21 protein-coding genes are annotated in these 20,292 nt (G+C 71.3%); 19 read left to right on the top strand and 2 right to left on the bottom strand.

The genetic code is table 11. From position 1 onward, the window contains the following. Positions 1–209 precede the first annotated feature (209 nt). Together AQJ11_RS07470 and AQJ11_RS07465 are read right to left on the bottom strand one after the other, a co-directional pair. Positions 210–842, bottom strand: a complete 633-nt coding sequence (locus tag AQJ11_RS07470) for an AAA family ATPase (protein ID WP_059262323.1) — start codon at positions 840–842, stop codon at positions 210–212. A 211-nt stretch (positions 843–1,053) separates the two neighbouring features. Continuing rightward, complete coding sequence (locus tag AQJ11_RS07465; protein WP_059262322.1) at positions 1,054–1,716, bottom strand: GyrI-like domain-containing protein; 663 nt, start codon at positions 1,714–1,716, stop codon at positions 1,054–1,056. A gap of 317 nt (positions 1,717–2,033) precedes the next feature. Here AQJ11_RS07465 and AQJ11_RS07460 point away from each other — a divergent pair, with 317 nt between their 5' ends. The 19 genes from AQJ11_RS07460 to AQJ11_RS07370 are packed head-to-tail and all read left to right on the top strand — an operon-like array spanning position 2,034 to position 20,292. Beyond that, on the top strand, positions 2,034–3,389 hold the full coding sequence (locus AQJ11_RS07460; RefSeq protein ID WP_059262321.1) for a TrpB-like pyridoxal phosphate-dependent enzyme: 1,356 nt from the start codon (positions 2,034–2,036) through the stop codon (positions 3,387–3,389). Between the two features lie 52 nt (positions 3,390–3,441). After that, positions 3,442–4,551, top strand: coding sequence for a 2-deoxy-scyllo-inosose synthase (locus AQJ11_RS07455; RefSeq protein WP_059262320.1), 1,110 nt, complete (start codon positions 3,442–3,444; stop codon positions 4,549–4,551). 26 nt (positions 4,552–4,577) lie between these two features. Next, entirely contained in the window at positions 4,578–5,222 is a 645-nt protein-coding gene (locus AQJ11_RS07450; protein ID WP_244218146.1) for a class I SAM-dependent methyltransferase, read from the top strand. A gap of 26 nt (positions 5,223–5,248) precedes the next feature. Then, a complete protein-coding gene (locus AQJ11_RS07445; protein ID WP_014677032.1) occupies positions 5,249–6,097 on the top strand; it encodes a sugar phosphate isomerase/epimerase family protein in 849 nt (282 codons plus the stop codon). A gap of 5 nt (positions 6,098–6,102) precedes the next feature. Then, positions 6,103–7,020 (top strand): TatD family hydrolase, encoded by a 918-nt coding sequence (locus AQJ11_RS07440; protein WP_059262319.1) that lies wholly within the window; start codon positions 6,103–6,105, stop codon positions 7,018–7,020. Further along, positions 6,974–8,227, top strand: a complete 1,254-nt coding sequence (gene mfnA, locus AQJ11_RS07435; RefSeq protein ID WP_059262318.1) for a tyrosine decarboxylase MfnA — start codon at positions 6,974–6,976, stop codon at positions 8,225–8,227. Before AQJ11_RS07440 ends, mfnA begins: the two co-directional genes overlap by 47 nt. Positions 8,228–8,232: 5 nt before the next feature. Continuing rightward, positions 8,233–9,708, top strand: a complete 1,476-nt coding sequence (locus AQJ11_RS07430) for a B12-binding domain-containing radical SAM protein (protein WP_059262317.1) — start codon at positions 8,233–8,235, stop codon at positions 9,706–9,708. Continuing rightward, positions 9,705–10,760, top strand: coding sequence for a zinc-dependent alcohol dehydrogenase (locus AQJ11_RS07425; protein ID WP_059262316.1), 1,056 nt, complete (start codon positions 9,705–9,707; stop codon positions 10,758–10,760). Before AQJ11_RS07430 ends, AQJ11_RS07425 begins: the two co-directional genes overlap by 4 nt. Further along, positions 10,757–12,091 carry a phenylacetate--CoA ligase family protein gene (locus AQJ11_RS07420; protein WP_059262315.1) on the top strand — a complete coding sequence of 445 codons (1,335 nt, stop codon included), beginning with the start codon at positions 10,757–10,759 and terminating at the stop codon, positions 12,089–12,091. The genes AQJ11_RS07425 and AQJ11_RS07420 overlap by 4 nt, the downstream gene beginning before the upstream one ends. Then, complete coding sequence (locus AQJ11_RS07415; RefSeq protein ID WP_059262314.1) at positions 12,088–12,867, top strand: NAD(P)-binding domain-containing protein; 780 nt, start codon at positions 12,088–12,090, stop codon at positions 12,865–12,867. The genes AQJ11_RS07420 and AQJ11_RS07415 overlap by 4 nt, the downstream gene beginning before the upstream one ends. Beyond that, complete coding sequence (locus AQJ11_RS07410; protein ID WP_059262313.1) at positions 12,864–14,027, top strand: BtrH N-terminal domain-containing protein; 1,164 nt, start codon at positions 12,864–12,866, stop codon at positions 14,025–14,027. Before AQJ11_RS07415 ends, AQJ11_RS07410 begins: the two co-directional genes overlap by 4 nt. Before the next feature lie 7 nt (positions 14,028–14,034). Next, the gene (locus AQJ11_RS07405) at positions 14,035–14,733 is read left to right on the top strand and encodes a class I SAM-dependent methyltransferase (protein WP_059262312.1); all 699 of its coding nucleotides are present in this window, start codon (positions 14,035–14,037) and stop codon (positions 14,731–14,733) included. Next, positions 14,730–16,229 carry a coproporphyrinogen-III oxidase family protein gene (locus tag AQJ11_RS07400; protein ID WP_014677041.1) on the top strand — a complete coding sequence of 500 codons (1,500 nt, stop codon included), beginning with the start codon at positions 14,730–14,732 and terminating at the stop codon, positions 16,227–16,229. Before AQJ11_RS07405 ends, AQJ11_RS07400 begins: the two co-directional genes overlap by 4 nt. After that, a complete protein-coding gene (locus tag AQJ11_RS07395; RefSeq protein WP_014677042.1) occupies positions 16,216–16,992 on the top strand; it encodes a class I SAM-dependent methyltransferase in 777 nt (258 codons plus the stop codon). The genes AQJ11_RS07400 and AQJ11_RS07395 overlap by 14 nt, the downstream gene beginning before the upstream one ends. 58 nt (positions 16,993–17,050) lie before the next feature. After that, positions 17,051–17,941: a carbon-nitrogen hydrolase family protein gene (locus AQJ11_RS07390; protein ID WP_059262311.1), complete on the top strand. Its 891-nt coding sequence runs from the start codon at positions 17,051–17,053 to the stop codon at positions 17,939–17,941. Beyond that, complete coding sequence (locus AQJ11_RS07385; protein ID WP_059262310.1) at positions 17,938–18,849, top strand: carbon-nitrogen hydrolase family protein; 912 nt, start codon at positions 17,938–17,940, stop codon at positions 18,847–18,849. The genes AQJ11_RS07390 and AQJ11_RS07385 overlap by 4 nt, the downstream gene beginning before the upstream one ends. An 8-nt stretch (positions 18,850–18,857) precedes the next feature. Continuing rightward, positions 18,858–19,478, top strand: coding sequence for a hypothetical protein (locus AQJ11_RS07380; RefSeq protein ID WP_059262704.1), 621 nt, complete (start codon positions 18,858–18,860; stop codon positions 19,476–19,478). Further along, positions 19,475–19,708 carry a ferredoxin gene (locus tag AQJ11_RS07375; RefSeq protein ID WP_014677046.1) on the top strand — a complete coding sequence of 78 codons (234 nt, stop codon included), beginning with the start codon at positions 19,475–19,477 and terminating at the stop codon, positions 19,706–19,708. Before AQJ11_RS07380 ends, AQJ11_RS07375 begins: the two co-directional genes overlap by 4 nt. Continuing rightward, positions 19,705–20,292, top strand: coding sequence for an NADPH-dependent FMN reductase (locus AQJ11_RS07370; RefSeq protein WP_058083448.1), 588 nt, complete (start codon positions 19,705–19,707; stop codon positions 20,290–20,292). The genes AQJ11_RS07375 and AQJ11_RS07370 overlap by 4 nt, the downstream gene beginning before the upstream one ends.

The following is a 20,292-nucleotide window of genomic DNA, read 5'->3' as shown; positions in this document are numbered from 1 at the left end:
GTTGTGGCGTGAGTCACTGTGCGACGTCACGCCCAAGGGGACGCCGAAAGGCCCCACTTCGGGGTGCGGCATCCGTTTTCGAGCATGGACGGTAAAGGGACATTTCCGCTGTGATGCAGACAACTTAGGCGACAGTTGGCGTGCGTGAGACGGCACACATCGCCGCGTCAGGGGCTACCCGAGGGCAGGTGGAGGTGGCCGGCGGGCACTCAGTCGAACCGGATGTGCTTGATCCCTGTCCAGGCCCGCCGCGCACGTCCTCGCAGCGCTCCGTCTCTGTTCGGCGCGAGCGGCAGGCCGACGGCGGCGGCGATGTGCTCGGCCACCTCGGGCACGGTGAGATGGTCGGTCCATACCTGGTCCCCGAACTCCTCCGCACGCAGGCGCTCCAGGCAGAGGTCGAGTCTGGACACGGCGAAGCTCTCCCGGCGCAAGGGGGCGTCCTTGCCCGCGATGAACTGCGCAACGTGTCCGAAACCGCGCTCGCGCAGCCGACGCAGCACGGTCTCACGCTCGGCCAGCAGGGCGAAGTGCCGCACATCGTGGCCGCGTTCGCGCAGGCGACCCACGGTCTCGCGGAAGTACGCCGGCTCCACGATCGTCATGGGCACGATCACCGTCCCCTCGTGCTTGCTCAGGACGTGATCCAGTACTTCGAACACCCCCTGCCGCCAGACAGCGAGGTCCTGGAAGTCTCCGCGCAACGACGGGGGCATCATCCGGTGCAGACCGAAGCCGACGTGTTCGGGATCGCAGACGACACTGCCGGCAAGCCGACGCCGGAGTTCGTAGGCGGTCTGCGTCTTGCCGCCACCGAAGGGACCGTTGATCCACAGGAGCATGCACCCGACCCTAGAGGGCCGGGGCGGTGGTCAGTGGGATGACCCTGCCCGACCGGCCCGCTGATCGGCGAAGCCCGCGGGCCGCTGGTCAGACCATGAGGCCCGGCGCCGGTGCCGCGGCCGGTTCACCCGGGCCGACCCGCACCGTCGCGGCGCACTCACGGCCCCGGCGTTGGGGCCGTAACCGCGCGGAGACGCACCCGCGCCCGGGTCACCGGCCCCGTCGGCGTACCGGCTGGCGCAGGATGGTGCGCAGCCGGGACGGGGGAGCGGTGTGGGCCGGCACGAGGTAGATCTCGTGGTGCCTGCCCGCGGGGACGAGCCCCTGTGCGTCGAGATGGCGGTGGAGGGCGCCGACCGTCGCGGGCTCGTTCTCGATCGGGCCCTCGTGCAGCACCTGGACACACAGGCCCTCCCGCAGGGTGCGCGCCCCCAGGGCGGACACCGCGGCGGCGGATTCGGGAGTGGGGCAGTCCACGGTGAGTTCCGCGCGGACCGCCGCCAGTGTGGCGGCATCCACCGCGTGACGCTGTCTGAGCAGCAGAGTCCAGCGCCAGCTCGTGCGGTCGCGCCAGCAGGCCGGGTCGCCGCTGTGCAGGTTCAGGCCCGGATCGGTGCTCCACCACAGACCTTCCAGCGGGCTCGGCCCGTGGTCCGCGTCGCCGGGCCGAGGCCCGCCGGATGCCGCCGCCACCGCTGTCGCCGCCGCGTAGAGCGTGTCGATCGCGGCGGCGAACAGCTTGGAGTCCTGGGGATCGCCCTCCCCGTCGACGGCGAGGTACTCCAGCGGAGGCACTTCGAGCAGTGCGGGTACGGATGTTGCTTCGTAGAGTCCGTGATAGGGATGGTGCTGCGTGGTGTTGCCCAGGGACATGCGCGCGGTTCCTCGTGTTCGGGCTCTTGCCGGGATTCATGGGGCCGGCCCCGCGTCTTCGAGGCGCCGCGGAGCCCGCCTCTTGTGAGAACGCGCCAGTGCCACACAGGGCACGGGTGAGCGAATCAGTCATATAGGTCAAGCGGTCGAGTCCGGTACGAGTGTCCTTTGACTCGAACGGTCAACGTCCCGGGCCGACCCTCCCCCTGCCGCCGTCCAGCGATGAGGCTTCTCGTCGTGTCCCGGACGAGCAGAGAGGGGATCTGGATGCACGCCACTGAGGAGCCGTTCCACCCACCGCGGATGCGGAGCGGGGCATGAGCGGCGGACCGCGGCCCGCGCCGGGCGCCAGGACCCCGGACCCCGACTGGAACCCGACCCCGGTCGTGCCGAGCGGTGCCCCGGACGATGTGCCCGAAGCCTGGTTCAACCTCGTACCCAATCTGCCGGTCCCCCTGCCGCCTGCCAGGGACGGCGACGACGGCCAGCCCTCCCGGCTCGCGCTCCAGCGCCGGATCCGCCTCGCCGCGGTGCAGGAACAGGACGCGTCCACGGAGTCCTTCCTTCCCATCCCGCAGCGGGTCCGCGAGGAACTCGCGGCCATCGGCCGCCCCACCCCGCTGCTGCGGGCACGGGCCCTGGAGGCTCACCTTCGGACGCCTGCCCGGATCTACCTCAAACGCGAGGACGTGCTGCCCACCGGCAGCTTCAAGCTCAACTCGGCCATCGCTCAGGCGTACTTCGCCGCACAGCAGGGCGTACGGACGCTGGTGACCGAGACCGGAGCGGGGCAGTGGGGCCACGCGGTGGCCTGGGCGGCGCGGCTCTTCGGTCTGCACGCGGTGATCTTCTGGGCCGGCGTGTCGGCGCGGCAGAAACTCGGCAGGCACACGGTGATCAAGCTGCTCGGCGGCGAGGTGTACCCGTCGCCCAGCGAGCGGACGCAGGTCGGCAAGGCGCTGCTGCGCGACGGCCGCCATCTGCTGGGCTCCCTCGGCACGGCCATCGGCGAAGCCATCAGCTATGCGCAGGACCACCCCGAGACCCGGTACATCTCGGGCAGCAACCTGCCCCATGTGCTGGCGCACCAGTCCGTCATCGGACAGGAGGTCAAGGCTCAGCTCGCGGCGCTCGGCGAGACCCCGGACACCCTGATCGCCTGTGTCGGCGGCGGCAGCAACCTGGGTGGCCTGATGGGCCCTTACCTGGCGGACAAGGCCGAGCGCGGCGACGGACTGACGCTGATCGGCGCCGAGTCGGCCAGCGCACCCCGGCTGACCCGCGGCGAGTGGCGCTACGACCACGCCGACCCGGAGGGCATCACGCCGCTGACCAAGTCCTACACCCTCGGCCGTGACTACGAGCTGCCCGAGACCCATGTCGGCGGCCTGCGCCAGCACAGCGGCTCGGCGGTGGTCGGCGTGCTGCGCAGCCAGGGCCTGATCGACGCGGTCGCCTACGACGAGGCGGAGGCGTTCGAGACCGGCTCGCTCATGCTCCGCCACGAGGGCGTGCTCATCGCCCCCGAGTCCTGCCACGCGGTGCGCGCCGCCGTCGACCGGGCGATCGAAGCCCGTCGCACGGGCCGCGCCGAGACCATCGTCGCCTGCGTGAGCGGCAACGGTGCCCTCGACCTGGAGGGCTACACCGCGCACCTCGGTGACGGTGCCTGAATCCGCCCCCGTGCGCGGACCGCAATCGTCCGCCATCCCATGAAGGAGCGAAGTGGCCAGGGGAACCATCATCGAGCTGTCGAGCGGAGTGAGCCCCAGCTGTCCGTACTACCTGGGGGACGGCATCGCCGACCAGCTGCCGGCGTATCTGCACCGGCATGCCTTCGACGAGATCTACCTCGTCACCAGCGACCGGCTGCACGCCCGGTTCGGCAAGGAACTGGCCCGGACGCTGAGTGACGCGAACATCGCCGTCAACGTGCTGACCGTGCGCGAGGGGGAGTCCGCCAAGGGCTGGCAGCAGCTCACCGACCTGTGCGAGCGTCTGGTCGCGGCCGGCGTCACCAAGGACTCCGTGGTCATGGCGCTCGGCGGCGGCATGATCAGCAACATCGTCGGCCTCGCCGCGGGACTCACCTACCGGGGCGTCAGGTACGTCGAGGTCCCGACGACGATGCTGAACCTCACCGACGGCTCGCTCAGCAACAAGCAGGCCGTCAACGGTTCCCTGGGCAAGAACCAGTTCGGGATGTACCACGCGCCGCTGTTCATCTGGGCGGACGTCGCCTACACCCGCGAGGAGCCGGTCCGCCAGCACCGCAGCGCCATCACCGAGGCGATCAAGAACGGCCTGGTCAACGACGCGGCCTGGTTCGAGCGGCTGGAGAACCTGCTCACGCCGGACCTGGCCGCCGTCCGTGACGACCTGCTGGGCTTCTGCCACGACGTGGTGCGCAGCAAGCTGTCGATCCTCGCCCTCGACCCCGGTGAGCGGCACGCGGGCATCATGCTCGAATACGGCCACACCGTCGGACACGCCGTGGAGTTCCTCGGCAACGGCAAACTGCTGCACGGCGAAGCGGTCGGCATCGGGATGTGCGCCGCGGCCAAGGTGGGCATACGCCTCGGTGTGTGCGAGCCCGAGGTGCTGCACCGGCAGGAACACATCCTCAAGCAGCGGCTGGGCAGCGTCGTGGCTCTGCCCGAGGACCTGACGGCCGAGCAGATCGTCGAGGTCATCCTCAGCGACAACAAGCGCCGCGCCGGAGCCGCGATCCGCTTCGTGCTCGTGCCCCGCGTCGGCACCGTGCGCTGCGTCGACGGCGACTATGAGACGCCCGTCGCCGAACCGCTGCTCAAGAGCGTCCTGACCGAGGCCTGATCCACCGACACCACAGGGATGGGCTCATGAACACCACAGTGCACCACACACCCGAGGTGGAGGAGACGATCTACCGTCTCGACGGGCCGCTGCGCTGGGCCCTCGGCGAGGTCCAGGGACTGCTGCGCACGGCACAGGCCGCGCCGGGGCAGCGGGTCCTGGACGTAGGCGCGGGCACCGGGTACGCCACGATCCCCGCGGCCCGCGCGGTCGGCCCCGACGGCAGCGTCCATGGCGTCGACGGCAGCGCCCCGCTCCTCCAGGTGCTCGAACGCCGCGCCGCGAAGGAAGGGCTCAGCGCACGCGTGACCACACAGGTCGGCGCCCTAGCCCCCCTGGACGTGCCCACCTCCAGCGTCGACCTGGTGCTGTGCACCTACGTCCTGCACGAACTGGCCGAGGACGCGGCCCTGGCGGTCGCCGAGATGCACCGCGTCCTCAAACCCGGTGGCCGCGTCGCCATCGCGGACTACCGCAAGACCCCGGACATCGCGCGCAACCGGGAGATCGAGGCCTGGTACGCGCGGCAGCCCGACGGCGCGGGACCCGACGAGCGCCATCTGCGCTTCTCCCTCGAAGAGCTGGAGCAGATGCTGCGCGGCGCCGGCTTCCAGCAGGTCGAACTGCGCACCTGGCACGACTTCCACACCCACGCCATCGCCACCCGGTGACGGCCCTACCCTGCGAAGGAGCCCCTGTGCACCGCTTGAGCTACAACGCCAACGGTCTGCGTAACCTCACCGTGGAGCGGGCCGTCGAGGAAGTCGCCGAGGCCGGTTACGACGGCATCGAACTCTCCCTGCACCCCGCGCACATCGACCCGTTCTCCTTCTCCGACAACGAGGCGTCGGTCATCCGCAAGGCGCTGGAGCGCACCGGCATCGAAGCCTGCTGCCTGGCCGCGGGCGCCGACAACCTGCTCAGCGAGGAGCGGTTCGAGCCGTCGCTGGTCCACCCCGACGCCGCCGGCCGGGCCCGCCGCGTCGACCTGGTCAAACGGTCCATACGCATCGCCGACATGCTCGGCATCCCGCTGATCAACTTCGCCACCGGCAAGCGCAAGCCCGAGGTGGACCCCGCCGACGCGCGGCGCTGGCTCGTCGAGGGCATCACCGAGATCCTCGACAGCACGGACAGCGACGTCGTCCTCGCCATGGAACCCGAACCGGAGTTCTTCCTGGAGACCAACGCCGCGGTCGCCCAGCTCGCCCGGGAGCTGGACAGCCCGCGCTTCGCCCTCGCCCAGGACCTCGGACACTGCCGCGTCGTGGAGGAGGACTACCTCGCCTCCGTCGAACGCCACCTGCCGATCACCCCCGTGTTCCAGGTCGAGGACATCAAGGGCCGCACCCACTACCACGAGATCCCCGGCGACGGGGACATCGACTTCGTGGAGTTCTTCCGCATCCTGCGCCGCGGCGGCTATGAGGGCCACGTCAGCGTGGAGCTGTACAACCACAGCGACGTCTACCGGCACGCCCTGCGCCGCAGCCACGAGGTGCTCACCGCGGCCGCGGCCTCCGCCGAGTCCTCCTCGGAGGACTGACCACCGTGCGGCCGGCCACCACCGCCGGCCGTGCGACCCCCGCGCCACAGCTCCTGGCGCCCCGGGGCGCGCACGGACCCGGCCTCGTCCCGCTCTTCGACCACCACATCCACAGCGACCTGCGCAACGCCGACGACTACGAACTCATGGCGGTCAGCGGTGTGACGAGTGCGCTCGCCCCCTGCTCCAGCTCCCACGAGCGCCGCTCGTCGGGCGACGCGTTCGCCGCGCGGTTCGAGCGGCTCATCGAGGTCGAGACCGCCCGTGCGGCGGTGTACGGCATCGACCTGTACGTCGGGCTGGCCGTGCACGCCGCCGACATGACCGATCTGCGCAGCGCTCTGGAGGGCGTCGACGAACTCCACAAGCGGCTCGGCCACCCTCGGGTGAAGGCCCTGGGCGAGGTGTCGCTCCGCCACCGGACCAGCGACGAGGTGACGGTGCTGGAGCGGCAGTTGCGTCTTGCCGCCGACACGGGGACACCGGTGATGGTGGAGACCCCGCCGCCACTGGAGGCGTTCACGGCGATGCTGCCGCTGCTCGCCGGCGCCATCGAGCGCTCGGGCATCGATCCGGGGCGCGTCGCCGTGATGGACCTCGACGAGCACAAGCTGCGCCTGGTCCACGGACACGGTGGCTTCGACGGGCTCGGCGGCTACGGCCTGCCGGTCTCGCCGCGCACGGACGCGCTGTTCGCCGTGCGCCAGAAGGTCACCCACCGTGAGGTGATGCGCATCCTCGACAGCCGGGGGCCGGAGCGCCTGATGCTCAACACCGGCTTCCACTTCGGCTCCGCCGACCCGCTCGGCCTCGGCAAGACCGTCCATCGCCTCCGCCTCGGAGGCGTTCCGGAACAGACCGTGAGGGCTCTCGTTCATGGAAACGCTGCTGGGTTCTTCGACATCCCGCACCGGATCGGCTGACCGGGCGGCACCCGCCCGGCCCACGGGCCTGTCCGAGCACGGCCGGGACACGGCGGCCGTCCTCGCCGGCCTGGACGCACTGCGCCGCGACGACCACGACTACGCGGACGGCACGGTGTTCAACTCCATCTGCTCCGCGCCGCTCCCGGTGGCCCGGCAGGTCTTCGCCCAGGCACTCGACACCAACATGGGCGACAACCGGATCTTCCCGTCGCTGCGGCGCGCCGAGACGGAGGTGACGGCACTCCTCGGCGACCTCCTCGGGTTTCCCGACGCCGGGGGAGTGGCGACCTCCGGCGGGACCGAGGCCAACCTCCTGGCGGTTCTGGCCGCGCTGCGCCGGGACGGGCGGCGGGCCCGCACGGGCCGTCCCGCGCGGATCGTGCTGCCGGAGAGCGCCCACTTCTCCTTCGACAAGATCCTCGCGATGCTGGGCGTGGAGCCCGTGTACGCACCGCTCACACCCGACCTGCGCGTCCGCGTCGAGACGCTGCGGTCCCTCGTCACCGAGGACACCGCGCTCGTCGTCGCCACCGCCGGCACCTCCGAGGCCGGAGCCGTCGACGACGTCCCCGCCATCGCGGAGCACACCCGGGCCCTGGGCGTGCCGTTGCACGTCGACGCGGCGACCGGCGGCTTCCTCGTCCCCTTCGCCCGCGACCTCGGCCACCCGCTGCCGCCGGTCGGCCTCGACGTCCCGGGAGTCACCTCCGTCACCCTCGATCCGCACAAGTACGGCGGCGCGCCCATCCCGGCCGGCCAGCTCCTGGTACGCGACGCGGCGGACCTGGACCGGCTGCGCGTCGCCTCCCACTACCGCGGCACCCACGACCACCACGGTCTGCTCGGCACCCGCCCCGGCGCCGCCGTGCTCGCCACCTGGGCCGCGCTGCACACCCTGGGCCGCGCCGGCTACCGCACGCTCGTCGCTTCGGTGTTCGAGCGCAGGGAGCTCCTGCTCGGCCTGCTGCGCGGGGCCGGGTTCGCCGTCGCCCCCGCGCCGGACCTCACCGTCGTCACCGTGCGCCACCCGGCGCCCGGACAGCTCGTCGACGCACTGGAACGACGGGGGTTCATCGCCTCCGTCGCCCGCCGCTACGGGCTCCTGCGCCTGGTCGTGCACTGGCACCAGAGCGAGGAACAACTGCGGGCGCTGGTGGCCGCCCTGACGGACGCCGACCGTGAGATCGGGGGCGGCGCCGGATGAGGGTCATGTTCGTCTCCGTCAACAAGCTGAAGTCCTTCCGTCCGGTGCTGCCCATCGGCATGGTCACCGTGGCGACCCAGGTGCGGGCCGCGGGGCACGACGTACACGTCCTGGACCTGATGTGGGAGGAGGAGGACGAGAAGGCGGTGCGCGAGGCGGTCGCCGCCTTCCGGCCCGACGTCGTGGGGATCTCCATCCGCAACGTCGACTCGCAGAACATGCTGGAGCCGGTGATCTACACACCGCTCGCCCGGGAGGTCGCCGACTGGGCGCGCGCCGAGCGGCCCGGTGTCACCGTCGTCCTCGGCGGCCCCGGCTTCTCCACGGTGCCGGACGACCTGATGGACTTCGTGGGCGCCGAGTACGGCATCACCGGCTTCGCCGAGGAGTCCATGGTGCCGTTCCTCGCCCACCTGCACCGCGGCACCGAACCGGCGGACGTGCCCGGCGTGATCTTCCGCGTGCCGGACGGCTCCTACCACCGCCGGGACCCGGTCTTCGAGATCGACTACCGCAAGGCCGCCCGGCCCGACCCCGAACTGTACGACCCGCGCTACTTCACCTACTCCTACGAGACCCACGACCGCAGCGAGAAGGTGCCCGCCACCATCCAGACCAAGAAGGGCTGCGTGCTGGAGTGCGTGTTCTGCAGCAACTTCCTGGTCGACGGCACCGGCGTGAAGTTCGACGACGTCAAACGGGTGGCCGATGAGGTGGAGCGGCTGCGGGACGAGGGACTGGAGGTCCTGGAGATCGTCGACGGCGTCTTCAACCTGCCGCTGAACTACGCCGTCGAGGTGCTGCGGGAGTTCGTCCGGCGCGGCATCGAGATGCCCTGGTCCTGCATGATCAACCCGGGGAACGTCACCCCCGAACTCGTCGACCTCATGGTCCGCACGGGTTGCTACTACGTCGAGTTCGGCACCGACTCCTGCAACGACCGGGTGCTGCGCCGGCTGAAGAAGAACTTCCGCCAGCGGCAGATCATCAGCGCCCACCGGCAGTTCGAGCAGGCCGGGATCCGCGTCGAGCACTGTCTGTTCATCGGCAGCCCGGGAGACGACCGGGACTCGGTGCGGGAGACCTTCGACGTGATGTCCGGCCTGGTGCCGCCCGGCGCTCCCGAGGCCCACGCCTACTGGACCCTCGGCCTGCGCGTGTGCCGCGGGACCGCACTGCACACCACCGCCGTCGAGGAGGGCCTGCTCACCGGCGACGAGCGGTTCATCGTGCCCAAGTACTACGTGTCCCGGGACGTCATCGAGGACAGCGCCCTCCTCGACGAGATCCAGGAGCGGGTACTGGCCAACGACAACTGGTACCTGTGGTGGGGCCTGCGCACCATCGGCCTGCGCGAGCGCATCCGCATGGCACGCCAGGAGAGCGAGCGGATCGAGGCCGAGCTCCTCGCCCACCTGCCCGAGCGCCGCCCCGCCCCCCTGCCCGCCGCCCTGACCACCCGTGGGGAGGAAGGCCGATGAGCCGCGTCCAGGACCTCCTGCTGACCGCACCCGGCGAACTCCACGCCGCGCACCGGGTGCCGCCGCTGCCCGCGCTCGGCGCCGACGACGTCCTCGTCGAGGTGGACCGCATCACCCTGTGCGGCAGCGACCACCGCCTCTACGACGGCACCTACGGAGGCCCGCGCGCCTACCCGATCCGCTTCGGCCACGAGTGGTCGGGCCGCGTGGTGGACACCGGCCGCGACGGCGCCGCGCTGCTCGGACAGTGGGTCACCGGCGACTGCTCCCGCTGGTGCGGCGACTGCGCCGGCTGCTCCGGCGACCGGAACCTGTGCCGGCACATCGAGAAGTTCGGGATCACCGTGGACGGATTCTCCAGCCGCCTCAAAGTCGTCGACCGGCGCTACCTCTACCCCGACACCTGCGCGCTCGGCGCCGGGCTGCTCGCCCTCACCGAGTTCTTCGCCGTAGCCGACCATGGCCTGCGCCGCCTCGCCCCCGGTGCCGACGACGACGTCCTCGTCATCGGCGCGGGCGCACTGGGCCTCGCCTCCTACCTGATCCTGACCGGCCACTACGGGGTCCGCTCCGTACGGCTGCTGGAAGCGGACCCCGCCAAGGCGCAGCGGGTGCGGGAACTCTTCCCCGCCGCCCTGGTCGAGACCCCGCCCCCGCCCGACGACCGGGACACGGGCTACGCCGGGCTCGCCGAAGGCGCCGACCACCCGGTCGTCGTCGAGTGCTCCGGCAGCCAGGCCGGCCTGAACACCGCGCTGACCCTCGCCCGGCCGGGGGGCCGCGTCCTCTGCTTCGGCCTGCGCCGTAGCACCGAGATCCGCACGGACCTGCTCGTGGTCAAGGGGCTGACGCTCATCGGGTCGATCGGGGGCACGGGCAGCTTCCCGGCCGTCCACGCGTTCCTCGACGCCCACCGGGACCAGGCCGCCCGGCTGGTCACCCACCGATTTCCGGCCGACGCCGCCGAGCAGGCCTTCGCCGCCCCCGTGACGGGCGGACGGGCCGCTGCCCGGATCAAGACCCAGATCGTCTTCGGGGAGGAAGACCAGTGACCGAGACCACCGTCCCGCCCCACCTGCGCTACGACGAGATCCGCCGCGCGGCCTGCGCCGACCTGGAAGCGTTCGACAAGCTCACCCCCGACCGGGCGGCCGAGCTCCAGCTCGGCCGGCTGCGGGAGTCGGTGGCGCACGCCCTCACGGCCTCTCCCCACTACCGCCGGAACTGGGCCGCCCACAGCGGCACGCGGTTCGACACCCTCGACGACATCCGGAAGCTGCCGTTCACCACCAAGGGCGACCTGCGCGACGCCTATCCGTTCGGCCTGGTCGCCGCCGACCGGCGGGAGATCATCCGCTACGGCGAGTCGACCGGCACCACCGGCCGCCCCACGTCCGCCGTCATCACCTACGAGGACTGGATACGCGGCAACGTCGCCGTCGAGCGCTCCGTCAGCCATGTCTTCGGCCCCGGCGACCTCGTCTTCATCGCCATCCCCTACGAACTGGCCTTCGCCTCCTACGACCTCGACCGGGCGCTGGAACAGGCGGGCGCCGGCGTGGTCGCGGTCGGCACGCTCAGCCGGGTTTGCCCCTTCGAGCGCATGGTCGAGATGATGTGGACGGTCAAACCGACCGGTCTGGTGTGCACCCCCAGCCGGGCGCTGCGGCTCTACGACCTGCTCAAGGACAGCGGACGCGACCCCCTTGAGGTGGGCCTGCGCACCTTCATGTACGTGGGGGAGACCTGCTCGCCGGCCAAGCTCTCCAAGATCGCGGACCTGTGGGGGGTGCGCCTGTCCAACGCCTACGGCTCGACCGAGACCAACTCGCTCGGGCTCACCTGCGCCGAAGGCAGCCTCCACCTCACCGAGGACCGGCACCTGTTCGAGGTGATCGACCCCGAGACCACCGAGCCCGTCGCCGACGGGCACCCGGGCGAACTCGTGCTGACCAGCCTGGTCAGCCGGGCCATGCCGCTGCTGCGGTACCGCACCGGTGACTTCGTCACCGTACGGTCCGCGCCGTGCGCCTGCGGCAGTCCCCGCCGCACCCTCGACCACCACGGGCGGGTCAGCGAGCAACTCGTGGTCGACGGCAGGCGGATCAACAAGCTGGCGCTGGAGGACATCGTGCTCTCCACCCCCGGTTCCGGCCTGTACTGGGCGGCCGGGGTGACCGGCGCCGGCCTGGAGATCCGGGTCGAGGCCGACGGCGGCGACCCCGCGCGGCTGTGCTCCGACGTGGCCGAGCGGGTCGCGGCGGCCATCGGCATCACGCCCGTCGTCGAGCCGATCGACCGCACCCTGGTCCGACGTGCCATGGACCGGATGCTCAAGCCGGGCAGCCTCACCCTGGAAGACCTCGCGGCGGTGGCCTCATGACCGGCGCGACCGCACTGCGGACCGTCGGCATCGCCGGGACGGGCCGCCTGGGCACGGTGCTCGCCGCCCGTCTGAAGGACCGGTTCGCCGTGCTCCTGTACGACACGGACCGCGCCAGTGCCCGCCGCGCCGCCGCGACGACCGCCCTGCCCCTGACGGACGCCGAGACCCTGGTCACCGCCGACGCGGTGCTGCTGTGCGTGCCGCCCGAGGAGACGGACGACGCGCTGCTGGGCCTGGCCCGCCGCGCCGCGCGCGCCGGCCGCCGGCCGCTGTTCGTCAGCCTGGCGACGAGCGTGCCCACCGCGCGCCTGCGCTCCCTCCTGGCGCGCTCCCCGGACCTGCTCGGCATCGACGTCGTCGGTCTCAAACCGGTGTGCCAGTTCGCCGCCCTCGCCCGCGGTGTGCCCACCGTCCTGGTCACGGAGGACACCGGCCGCCTCGCCGAACTGCGTCACCTCGCCTCCGGCCTGGGCACCCTCCTGGTCGGCGACGAGAGCGTCGTCGGCCCCGTCAACCGGGCCGCCACCAAAGCCGCGCTGCGTGCCTGCGACGGGCTCGCCGACGAACTCTCGGCCCGGGGCGTGGACCCCCTCCTCGTCCGCGCCGCCGTGCGCAACGTCCTCGCGGGCACGGCCCTCGACCACCCGCCGGCACCCGACAACTCCTACACCCGCTCGGTGCTCGCGGAACTCGCGGCCGAGCAGGCCCACCCGCGGCCCCTGTCGCGGACCGTCCCCGCGACCACCGCCGAAACGAAGGGAACGCGCGCATGACCGCCCACGCAGTCGGCCGCGAGAGCCCGACCGCCCCCACCCTGAACCGCTTCGGCGGCGCCCACTGCGAGACCGCCGCCCTGCACAAGGTGCTCGCCCACCACGGCACGGAGGTGAGCGAGCCGCTGCTGTTCGGCGTGGCGGGTGGCATCAGCTTCATGCACATGCCCAAGGGCCCGGAGGGCCGTGCCTTCGTCGGAGGCCGCAACGGCCCCTTCCCCGACTTCACCCGCCGCATGGCCGCCGGCGTCGGCCTGCGCCTGGAGGTGGTACTCCCGCCCGACCCGGAGACCGCGTGGGAACAGGTACGCGGCCAACTGGCCCTCGGCAGCCCGGTGATCGTCTACGGCGATCTGTTCCACCTGCCGTACTACCAGGCCACCCGGCACTTCGGCGCGCACGCCTTCGTCGTCCTGGACCACGACCCCGACGCCGGGACCGTCACCGTCTCCGACCGGTGCGTCGCCCCCCGCACCCTCTCCCTGGACGACCTGGCCGCCGCCCGCGGCTCCGAGCACCCGCCGTTCCCGCCCCGCCACGCCTGGCTGCGCGCCGACTGGGCGGCGGCCCGTGAACCGTCCGCGGACGACATCCGGCACGGGGTGCGCGTGTCCTGCGCCGCCATGCGGAACCCGGTGGTGCCCACCTTCGGACTGCGCGGGCTGGCGGCCTACGGCGCGGGTCTGGACCACCTCGTGCGGCGCAGCCCGGCCGAGGACGTCGTCACCGCCCTCTGCGGCGCCTACGTCGACTTCGAGCTCGCCGGCACCGGCGGCTGCGGCTTCCGGGCGATGTTCGCCGACTTCCTCGCCGAAGCGGCCACCCGCACGGCGGACCAGGCGCTCGAACGGGCGGTGCCGCTCGCGCGAGGTGCCGTGGACGCCTGGCACGACTTCCTCGCCCTGCTCCTGCCGTCCTGGACCCCCGCGTTCACCGAACTGCGCGACACCCTCAACGAACGCGACCAGCGCCTGCTGCGCGGCAGCACGCAGGACCAGGACGCGGCAGCCGCCCTCGGAGCCCGGCTGCCCGAGCTGCGCACCGCCGCCGCCGAAGGACTCGACCCGCTGCGCGAGCAGCTCTCCGGGCAGCTCCGCTCGGCCGCGCAGCGGGTCGTCAAGGCCGAGGAGACCCTGTTCGACGTACTGAAGGAGGTGTGACCGCACGATGGCCACGGCCCCCTCGCTCGCCGTACGCGTCCCCGCGCGCCATCCGCGCTCCAGCGACAAGGAGCGCCAGGACTACGACCGCTACCTGGCCGAACGCGGCCGGTACAAGGGCGAGTTCCTGCGCGAGGTCATGGACGCGGCCGGCGCCGGCCCGGTGCTCGAAGCCGGATCGGGCTACGGCGGGCTCGGCGTGGAACTGCTGCGCCTGGGCCGCACCGAGCTGCACGCGGCCTGCGAGTCGGAGCACGCCGCCGCCCTGTACGAGCGCCGCCTCGCCGAGGCCGGCCTGCGGGCCACCGTCCACAGCATGCCCGGGGGAGTGCCGGACCCCGCCCAACCCCCCTGGAACACCCGGCGGTTCGCCGCCGTCTACAGCGCCAACGCCTTCGCCGCCTGGCCGGACCCGGCCGCCGTACTGCGCCGGCTGGCCCGACTGCTCCTACCGGGCGGCCAGGTCCTCGTCAGCGACCTGAGGCGCGACCCCGACCCGTTCATCCTCGAATACTCGCTCAGGGAGATGGCCGACGACACCTCGGAGGCGGGCCGCTACCGGCTGCGGACCTTCCTCACCTCGTTGCGCGGCGCATACACCCTCACCGAGGCCAGGGCCCTGCTCACCGCCACGGGCCTGAACGACTGGCGGGCCGAAGCGGACGGTCCCATGACGTTCGCCATCCGATACGGGAGGAACCCGTGACCGACACCACCATCACCAGGAACTTCCTCGACACACCCAGCTTCTGGCGCGAATACCCGGAACGGGACATCGAGTTCGTGCGCTGGTACCCCTGCGACGTCAGGCCCCTCACCGCCGACGCGATGTACGCCCAGCAGGAGAAGTTCCCCAAGACCACCTCGTTCTACGTGCACATCCCCTTCTGCAACCAGGTGTGCACCTCGTGCCCGTACAACAAGTTCAACACCCGCAACACCCTGGTCAGGCGCTACATCGAGGCGCTGAAGGCCGAGATCGACATGTACTCCCGGCTGCCGTACCTCAAGGACGTGGTCTTCACCTCCGGCTACTTCGGCGGCGGCACCCCCACCACCCTGCGCGCCGAGGAGCTCGACGACCTGCTCGGCTTCATGAAGCAGCGCCTCAACTTCAGCGACGACTGCTCCGTCACCATCGAGTCCACCCCCGTCGACGTGGACCAGCACAAGCTCGACGTCCTGCTCAAGCACGGGGTCAACCGCATGAGCCTGGGCGTGCAGACCTTCCACGACCCGCTGTTGCGCTACCTCGGCCGCGCCCGGGCGCACACCGGCGAGTCCGCCACCAGGACGATCGAGCTGATCGACCGCAGCGGCATGGAGAACCTCTGCATCGACTACATGATCGGCATCCCGGGCCAGACCCACGAGCTGTGGGCGCAGGACATCAGGACCCTGATGGACCTGCCCGTGACGTCGTTCTCGGTGTACAACTACGCGGTCCTGCCCGGCTCCGAGGTGTTCTTCGCCCTCCAGTCCGGGGCCACCCCGCCCTGCCCCAGCACGCACGAAGCCGACGAGATGTACCAGTACCTGCACACCACGCTGATGGACGCCGGGTACCTGGCCCTGACCTACAACGACTTCATCGAACCCATGAGGCCCGAGTGGGAGGCCAAGGGCGTCAGGACCTACCCGGTGCTCACCGACGGCTCCAAGCCCTACCGGGGCCTGGAGACCGACACCTTCTACCTCACCGACCACCTCTCCCAGGTGTGGGGCCGGTGCGGCGACATGGTGGCCATGGGCTCCGGGGCCTACGGCTACCTCAACAACCGGATGTACCTCACCGAGCCCGACATCAACGCCTACATCGAGACCTGCAACGCGGGCCGGCTGCCCGTCGTGATGGGCGCCTACACCGACGAGCACGAACAGCGCTGCCGCAGCCTCGTCCTCGGACTCAAACTGCTGCGCATGAAGCGGTCCGTCTACCGCGAGCGCCACGGAGTCGACCCCTACGAGTACTTCAAGGACAAGTGCGACGACCTGGCCGCCAAGGGCCTGATCGAGATCACCGACGAGGCCATCCAGGTGACGTACCCCAAGGGCTGGTACTACATCGACAACATCTGCAAGACGTTCTACTCCGACGCCAACTACCGCCTGCCGCAGCCCACGTCGGCAAGCACCGAGATCCTCAACTGGCAGATCGACCGTGCCGACGGACGGAAGGGGCTCCCCGTTGTCCAGCTCTGAGACCACTCCCGCGAAACTGCGGCGCCGGCCGCGCGGCCGCATCTTCGACCTGGCCGAACGGGTCCCGCAGAAGGACACGTTCGACGACGTCGACCAGTGCCGGGCCTACGACCGCAACATCCGCACCTCGATGATCATCCCGATGCAGCACATGATGAAGCTCATCGGCCCCCACTGCGGCGACGGCAAGGAGATCCTCGAAGTCGGCTGCGCCAGCGGCCTGATCTCGCTGCGGCTCGCCGCCCAGCACCCCGGCGCCCTCTTCACCGGCGTCGACAGCAACGACGCCTTCCTCGAAGTGGCCCGCGAGAACACCATCTTCTCCAACCTGGTCGGCTACGGCGGCGACTTCTCCTGCGAATGGGCCCGCCTGACCCGGCTGCCGTACGAGGACGACTCCTTCGACGTCGTCTTCAGCTTCTGCGCCGTGGCCCGCTGGGACAAGCCCGACCGGATCGTCAGCGAGTGCGCCCGGGTGTGCCGGCCCGACGGCATCGTGGTCCTCTACGACCTGGCGCGGGACGCCGACGAGGGCATGGTCTCCTTCGTGCTCCAGTACGCGGACGGGGACGCCGAGGCGTTCATGACGTCGCTGCGCGCCTCCTACAGCGAACCCGAGATGCGCGAACTGCTCGACCAGCGGGGCCTGGGCTCGTGGACGGTGGCCAAGGAGAACATCAACCTGATCACCTCCTCGCGACCGCTGCACGTCGGCTACAGCGTCGGCGAACCAGGCATCTACGACGCGGTGTTCACCGGCTGAACCCCCGTCGGCCTCCCGCCCCCCGCCACCGGACGTCCGCCACCCAGGAGCGCCTCCCATGACCCTTCGCAGACGGCTGCGCGTCGGCCTCGTCCAGCTGTCCGTGGCCACCAACCGCCGCACCGACAACCTCCGGCGCGCCGAGGCCCTGGTGCACGAGGCCGTGGACGACGGCTGTGAACTGGTCGTCCTGCCGGAGGCGTTCGCCACCGCGCTCAACCTGCCCAAGAGCCACGAGGTGGCCGAGCCCGTACCGGGCCCGGTCACCGAATGGCTCGCCGAACGGGCCAGCCGGTACGGCGTCTGGATCGCCGCGGGGCTCCTCGAACGCAACGGCGAGCACGTGCACAGCTCGGCCGTCCTCATCGCCGACGACGGCAGCCTCGTCGACGTCTACCGGCGCACCGTCGTCTACGACCTGGAGGCCCACTTCCTCACCGGGGAGGTGGGCACCCGGGTCGTGGACACACCGCTGGGCCGCATCGGCCTCGTCGTCGGCTACGACATCCAGTTCCCCGAAGTGCTGCGCGGTCTGTTCGCCGACGGCGTCGAGATCGTCGTGTGCCCGTCGATCCTGCTGCGGCCCTTCGCCGAGCCGGTACGGCAGATGCTGCTCGCCCGCGCGGCCGAGAACTGCGCCTACGTCCTGTTCGCCGGGGCCACCGGGGAGAACACCCTGGCCGGCCTCACCTACATGGGCCGCACGGCCGTCATCCGCAGCCCCATGGCGATCGGCGCCTACTCCCGTGACTTCCGCCGTCAGGAACCGGTCCTGGCCGAGGCCGACCGCGAGGAGTGCGTGGTCAGCGCCGACCTGGACCTGCACGAACTGCGCCGCATGCAGGCGGCGGCGCCCTTTCCCGCCGACTTCCGCCGCTCGCCGCTCGGCCAGGCGCTGATCGCCGCCTCCGCGCGGCCCGGCGCCCTACCCCTGGGAGATCCCCGGTGAAGCCCACCACGCGGCCCCGCGTCGCCCTCCTCCAGACGCTGTGGGACCTCGACCCCGACGTCAACCTCGACCGGACGATGGCCCTGCTCGACACCGTCGAGGCGGCCGAACTCGTCGTCCTGCCCGAGTTCTTCCTCGGCCCGCCCTTCTACTTCCCGGGCCGCGCCCACCTCAAGGGGGTCATCGACCAGACCGTGCCCGGCCCCGTCTTCGAACGGCTCGCCGCACAGGCCCGCAGGATCGGCGCGTACATCCTGTGCGGCACCGTGGTCGAACGCGACGGGGACCGCTACTACAACACCGCCGTGCTCCTCGACGACCACGGCGAGATCGTCGTCAAGGCCCGCAAGACCCACCGCTTCGCCGCCGAAATGGTGTCGGTGAGCCCGAGCGACGAGTTCGCCCTCGTCGACACCCCGTTCGGGCGGCTCGGCGTCTGCGTCTGCTCCGACTTCTGGATCCCCGAGGTGCCCCGCATGCTCGCGCTGCGCGGCGCCGAGATCATCGCCGTACCGGGAGCCGCGCTGCGCGGCAACATCCAGATCACCCGGCCCTGTCTCCAGGCCAACTCCTCCTTCAACGTGTGCTACACCCTCCTCGCCAGCGCCGTCGGCGGCGTCACGGGCGAACGGGCCGGCCGCCAGGTCTCCATCGAGGTCGCCGGGCACAGCACGGTCGCCGCTCCCGAGGAGCTCCTGGCCAGCCTCGACGAGGAGGAGGCCGTCCTGACCGCCCGGCTCGACCTGGAGTACCTGCGCACCATGCGCGAGGTCGACCTGTCGTTCAGGCGCAGCCTCTACTTCTGCCTGCACGGCCGCCGCCCCGAACTCTACGGCGGTCTCCAGCAGCCGTACGCCGGACACGAGGACCTCGAAACCCTGCTCAGCGACTACCTCACCCGGAGGTGAGCCACACCGTGCTGTTTCCTGTCAGCGAGGCCATTCCCACCGGGGCCGACCGGGAGCCGGTCCTGGAGAAGTTCCTGGACTGGGCCGACGGGGCCCACGACACCCCCGTGCCCGAGGTGCTGGGCGCCTTCTTCGGCCAGCCCCTCGACGCGCGGACCCTGCGCATCACCGGGCTGCACCACGTGGCGCTCTACATCGGGGACTACCGCCACGAGACGGACTTCGAGGACTGGCTGGAAACGGTCCGCGCCTGCCCGCGCGTCGGCCACGTGACCACCGGCCCCTCCCACATCGCGCCCCGCGCGTACGGCACACCCGGCCACTGGATCAACCTCCGCACCGACCTCGGCAACGAGGTGGAACTGTTCACCTGCCGCCGGCGCGACATATGGGCCGAACGGCCGGCCGAGCAGAAGACCAGCCTGATGTCGCACTTCGGTCTCTGCATCGACGCCCCCGGACACGTGCGGCCCCTGCTCGACTTCCTGGCCAGCTTCGACGGCATCCGGCTGCTCGCCTACGCGCCCGCCGACGAACTCGGCCACACCTACGGGCACCTGGTCCGCGAGGACACCGACCGCGTCCTCGAACTCGTGCACGCCGGCGCGCGCCCGGGAGGACCCGCATGACCGTCCAGGACCCCGCCCGCGTACCGGACAACGCCACCGGCCGGTTCTACGTCAACGTGGAGTGCACCGACTGCGACACCTGCCGCTGCGTCGCTCCCGACTTCTTCGCCCGCAACGACGAGGCCGGCTACTCCTACGTGCTGCGCCAGCCCGAGACCGAGGACGACGAGGACGCCGTGTACGAGGCGATGGACTGCTGCCCCGCCGACGCCATCTGCGAGGACGAATGACCCCCACGGCCCCGGCCTCGGTCCTGGGCATCGGCGGCAGCATGCGCCCCGGATCCACCAGCCAGACGCTGCTGCGCCGCGCGCTGCGCACCCTCGCCGCGGACGGCCACCCGGTACGGCTGCTCGACCTGCGCGAGCTGCAACTCCCCTTCTGCAACGGCGACAAGCGCGAACCCTGGCCGCACTTCCCCGACGTGGCCGTCCTGCGGGAAGCGGTCCGCACCGCCGACGGGATCATCCTCAGCGGCGCCGAGTACCACGGCGGCATCAACGGCGCGCTGAAGAACGCCATCGACCTGCTGGACTTCGAACACGCCGAGGGAAAGGTGTTCGGCGCCATCGTGGCCCTCGGCGGACGCAGCAACAGCAACGCCCTCAACGACCTCAGGATCACGGCCCGCTGGCTGCGGGCCTGGATGGTGCCCGGCCAGGTCGCCGTACCCCAGGGGCGCACCGCACTGAACGGCGGTGTCCCCGTCGACCCGGACCTGTACGACCGGATCGACGATCTCGCCCGGAGCGTCGCACGCGCCGCCGGCGCCCTGCGGACCACCACGGGCGGCATCCCGCTCGCCCGAGGCTGA

The sequence above is a fragment of the Streptomyces corchorusii genome, from assembly GCF_001514055.1.
GTDB classification, from domain to species: domain Bacteria; phylum Actinomycetota; class Actinomycetes; order Streptomycetales; family Streptomycetaceae; genus Streptomyces; species Streptomyces olivaceoviridis.
This window is presented reverse-complemented; position numbering and strand designations above follow the sequence as displayed.

Excerpts from the sequence above, each read along its gene's own strand:
- AQJ11_RS07470 (WP_059262323.1), bottom strand. The coding sequence starts at position 842 with ATGCTCCTGTGGATCAACGGTCCCTTCGGTGGCGGCAAGACGCAGACC.
- AQJ11_RS07465 (WP_059262322.1), bottom strand. The coding sequence starts at position 1,716 with ATGTCCCTGGGCAACACCACGCAGCACCATCCCTATCACGGACTCTAC.
- AQJ11_RS07460 (WP_059262321.1), top strand. The coding sequence starts at position 2,034 with ATGAGCGGCGGACCGCGGCCCGCGCCGGGCGCCAGGACCCCGGACCCC.
- AQJ11_RS07450 (WP_244218146.1), top strand. The coding sequence starts at position 4,578 with ATGAACACCACAGTGCACCACACACCCGAGGTGGAGGAGACGATCTAC.
- mfnA (WP_059262318.1), top strand. The coding sequence starts at position 6,974 with ATGGAAACGCTGCTGGGTTCTTCGACATCCCGCACCGGATCGGCTGAC.
- AQJ11_RS07430 (WP_059262317.1), top strand. The coding sequence starts at position 8,233 with ATGTTCGTCTCCGTCAACAAGCTGAAGTCCTTCCGTCCGGTGCTGCCC.
- AQJ11_RS07425 (WP_059262316.1), top strand. The coding sequence starts at position 9,705 with ATGAGCCGCGTCCAGGACCTCCTGCTGACCGCACCCGGCGAACTCCAC.
- AQJ11_RS07415 (WP_059262314.1), top strand. The coding sequence starts at position 12,088 with ATGACCGGCGCGACCGCACTGCGGACCGTCGGCATCGCCGGGACGGGC.
- AQJ11_RS07410 (WP_059262313.1), top strand. The coding sequence starts at position 12,864 with ATGACCGCCCACGCAGTCGGCCGCGAGAGCCCGACCGCCCCCACCCTG.
- AQJ11_RS07405 (WP_059262312.1), top strand. The coding sequence starts at position 14,035 with ATGGCCACGGCCCCCTCGCTCGCCGTACGCGTCCCCGCGCGCCATCCG.
- AQJ11_RS07390 (WP_059262311.1), top strand. The coding sequence starts at position 17,051 with ATGACCCTTCGCAGACGGCTGCGCGTCGGCCTCGTCCAGCTGTCCGTG.
- AQJ11_RS07375 (WP_014677046.1), top strand. The coding sequence starts at position 19,475 with ATGACCGTCCAGGACCCCGCCCGCGTACCGGACAACGCCACCGGCCGG.
- AQJ11_RS07370 (WP_058083448.1), top strand. The coding sequence starts at position 19,705 with ATGACCCCCACGGCCCCGGCCTCGGTCCTGGGCATCGGCGGCAGCATG.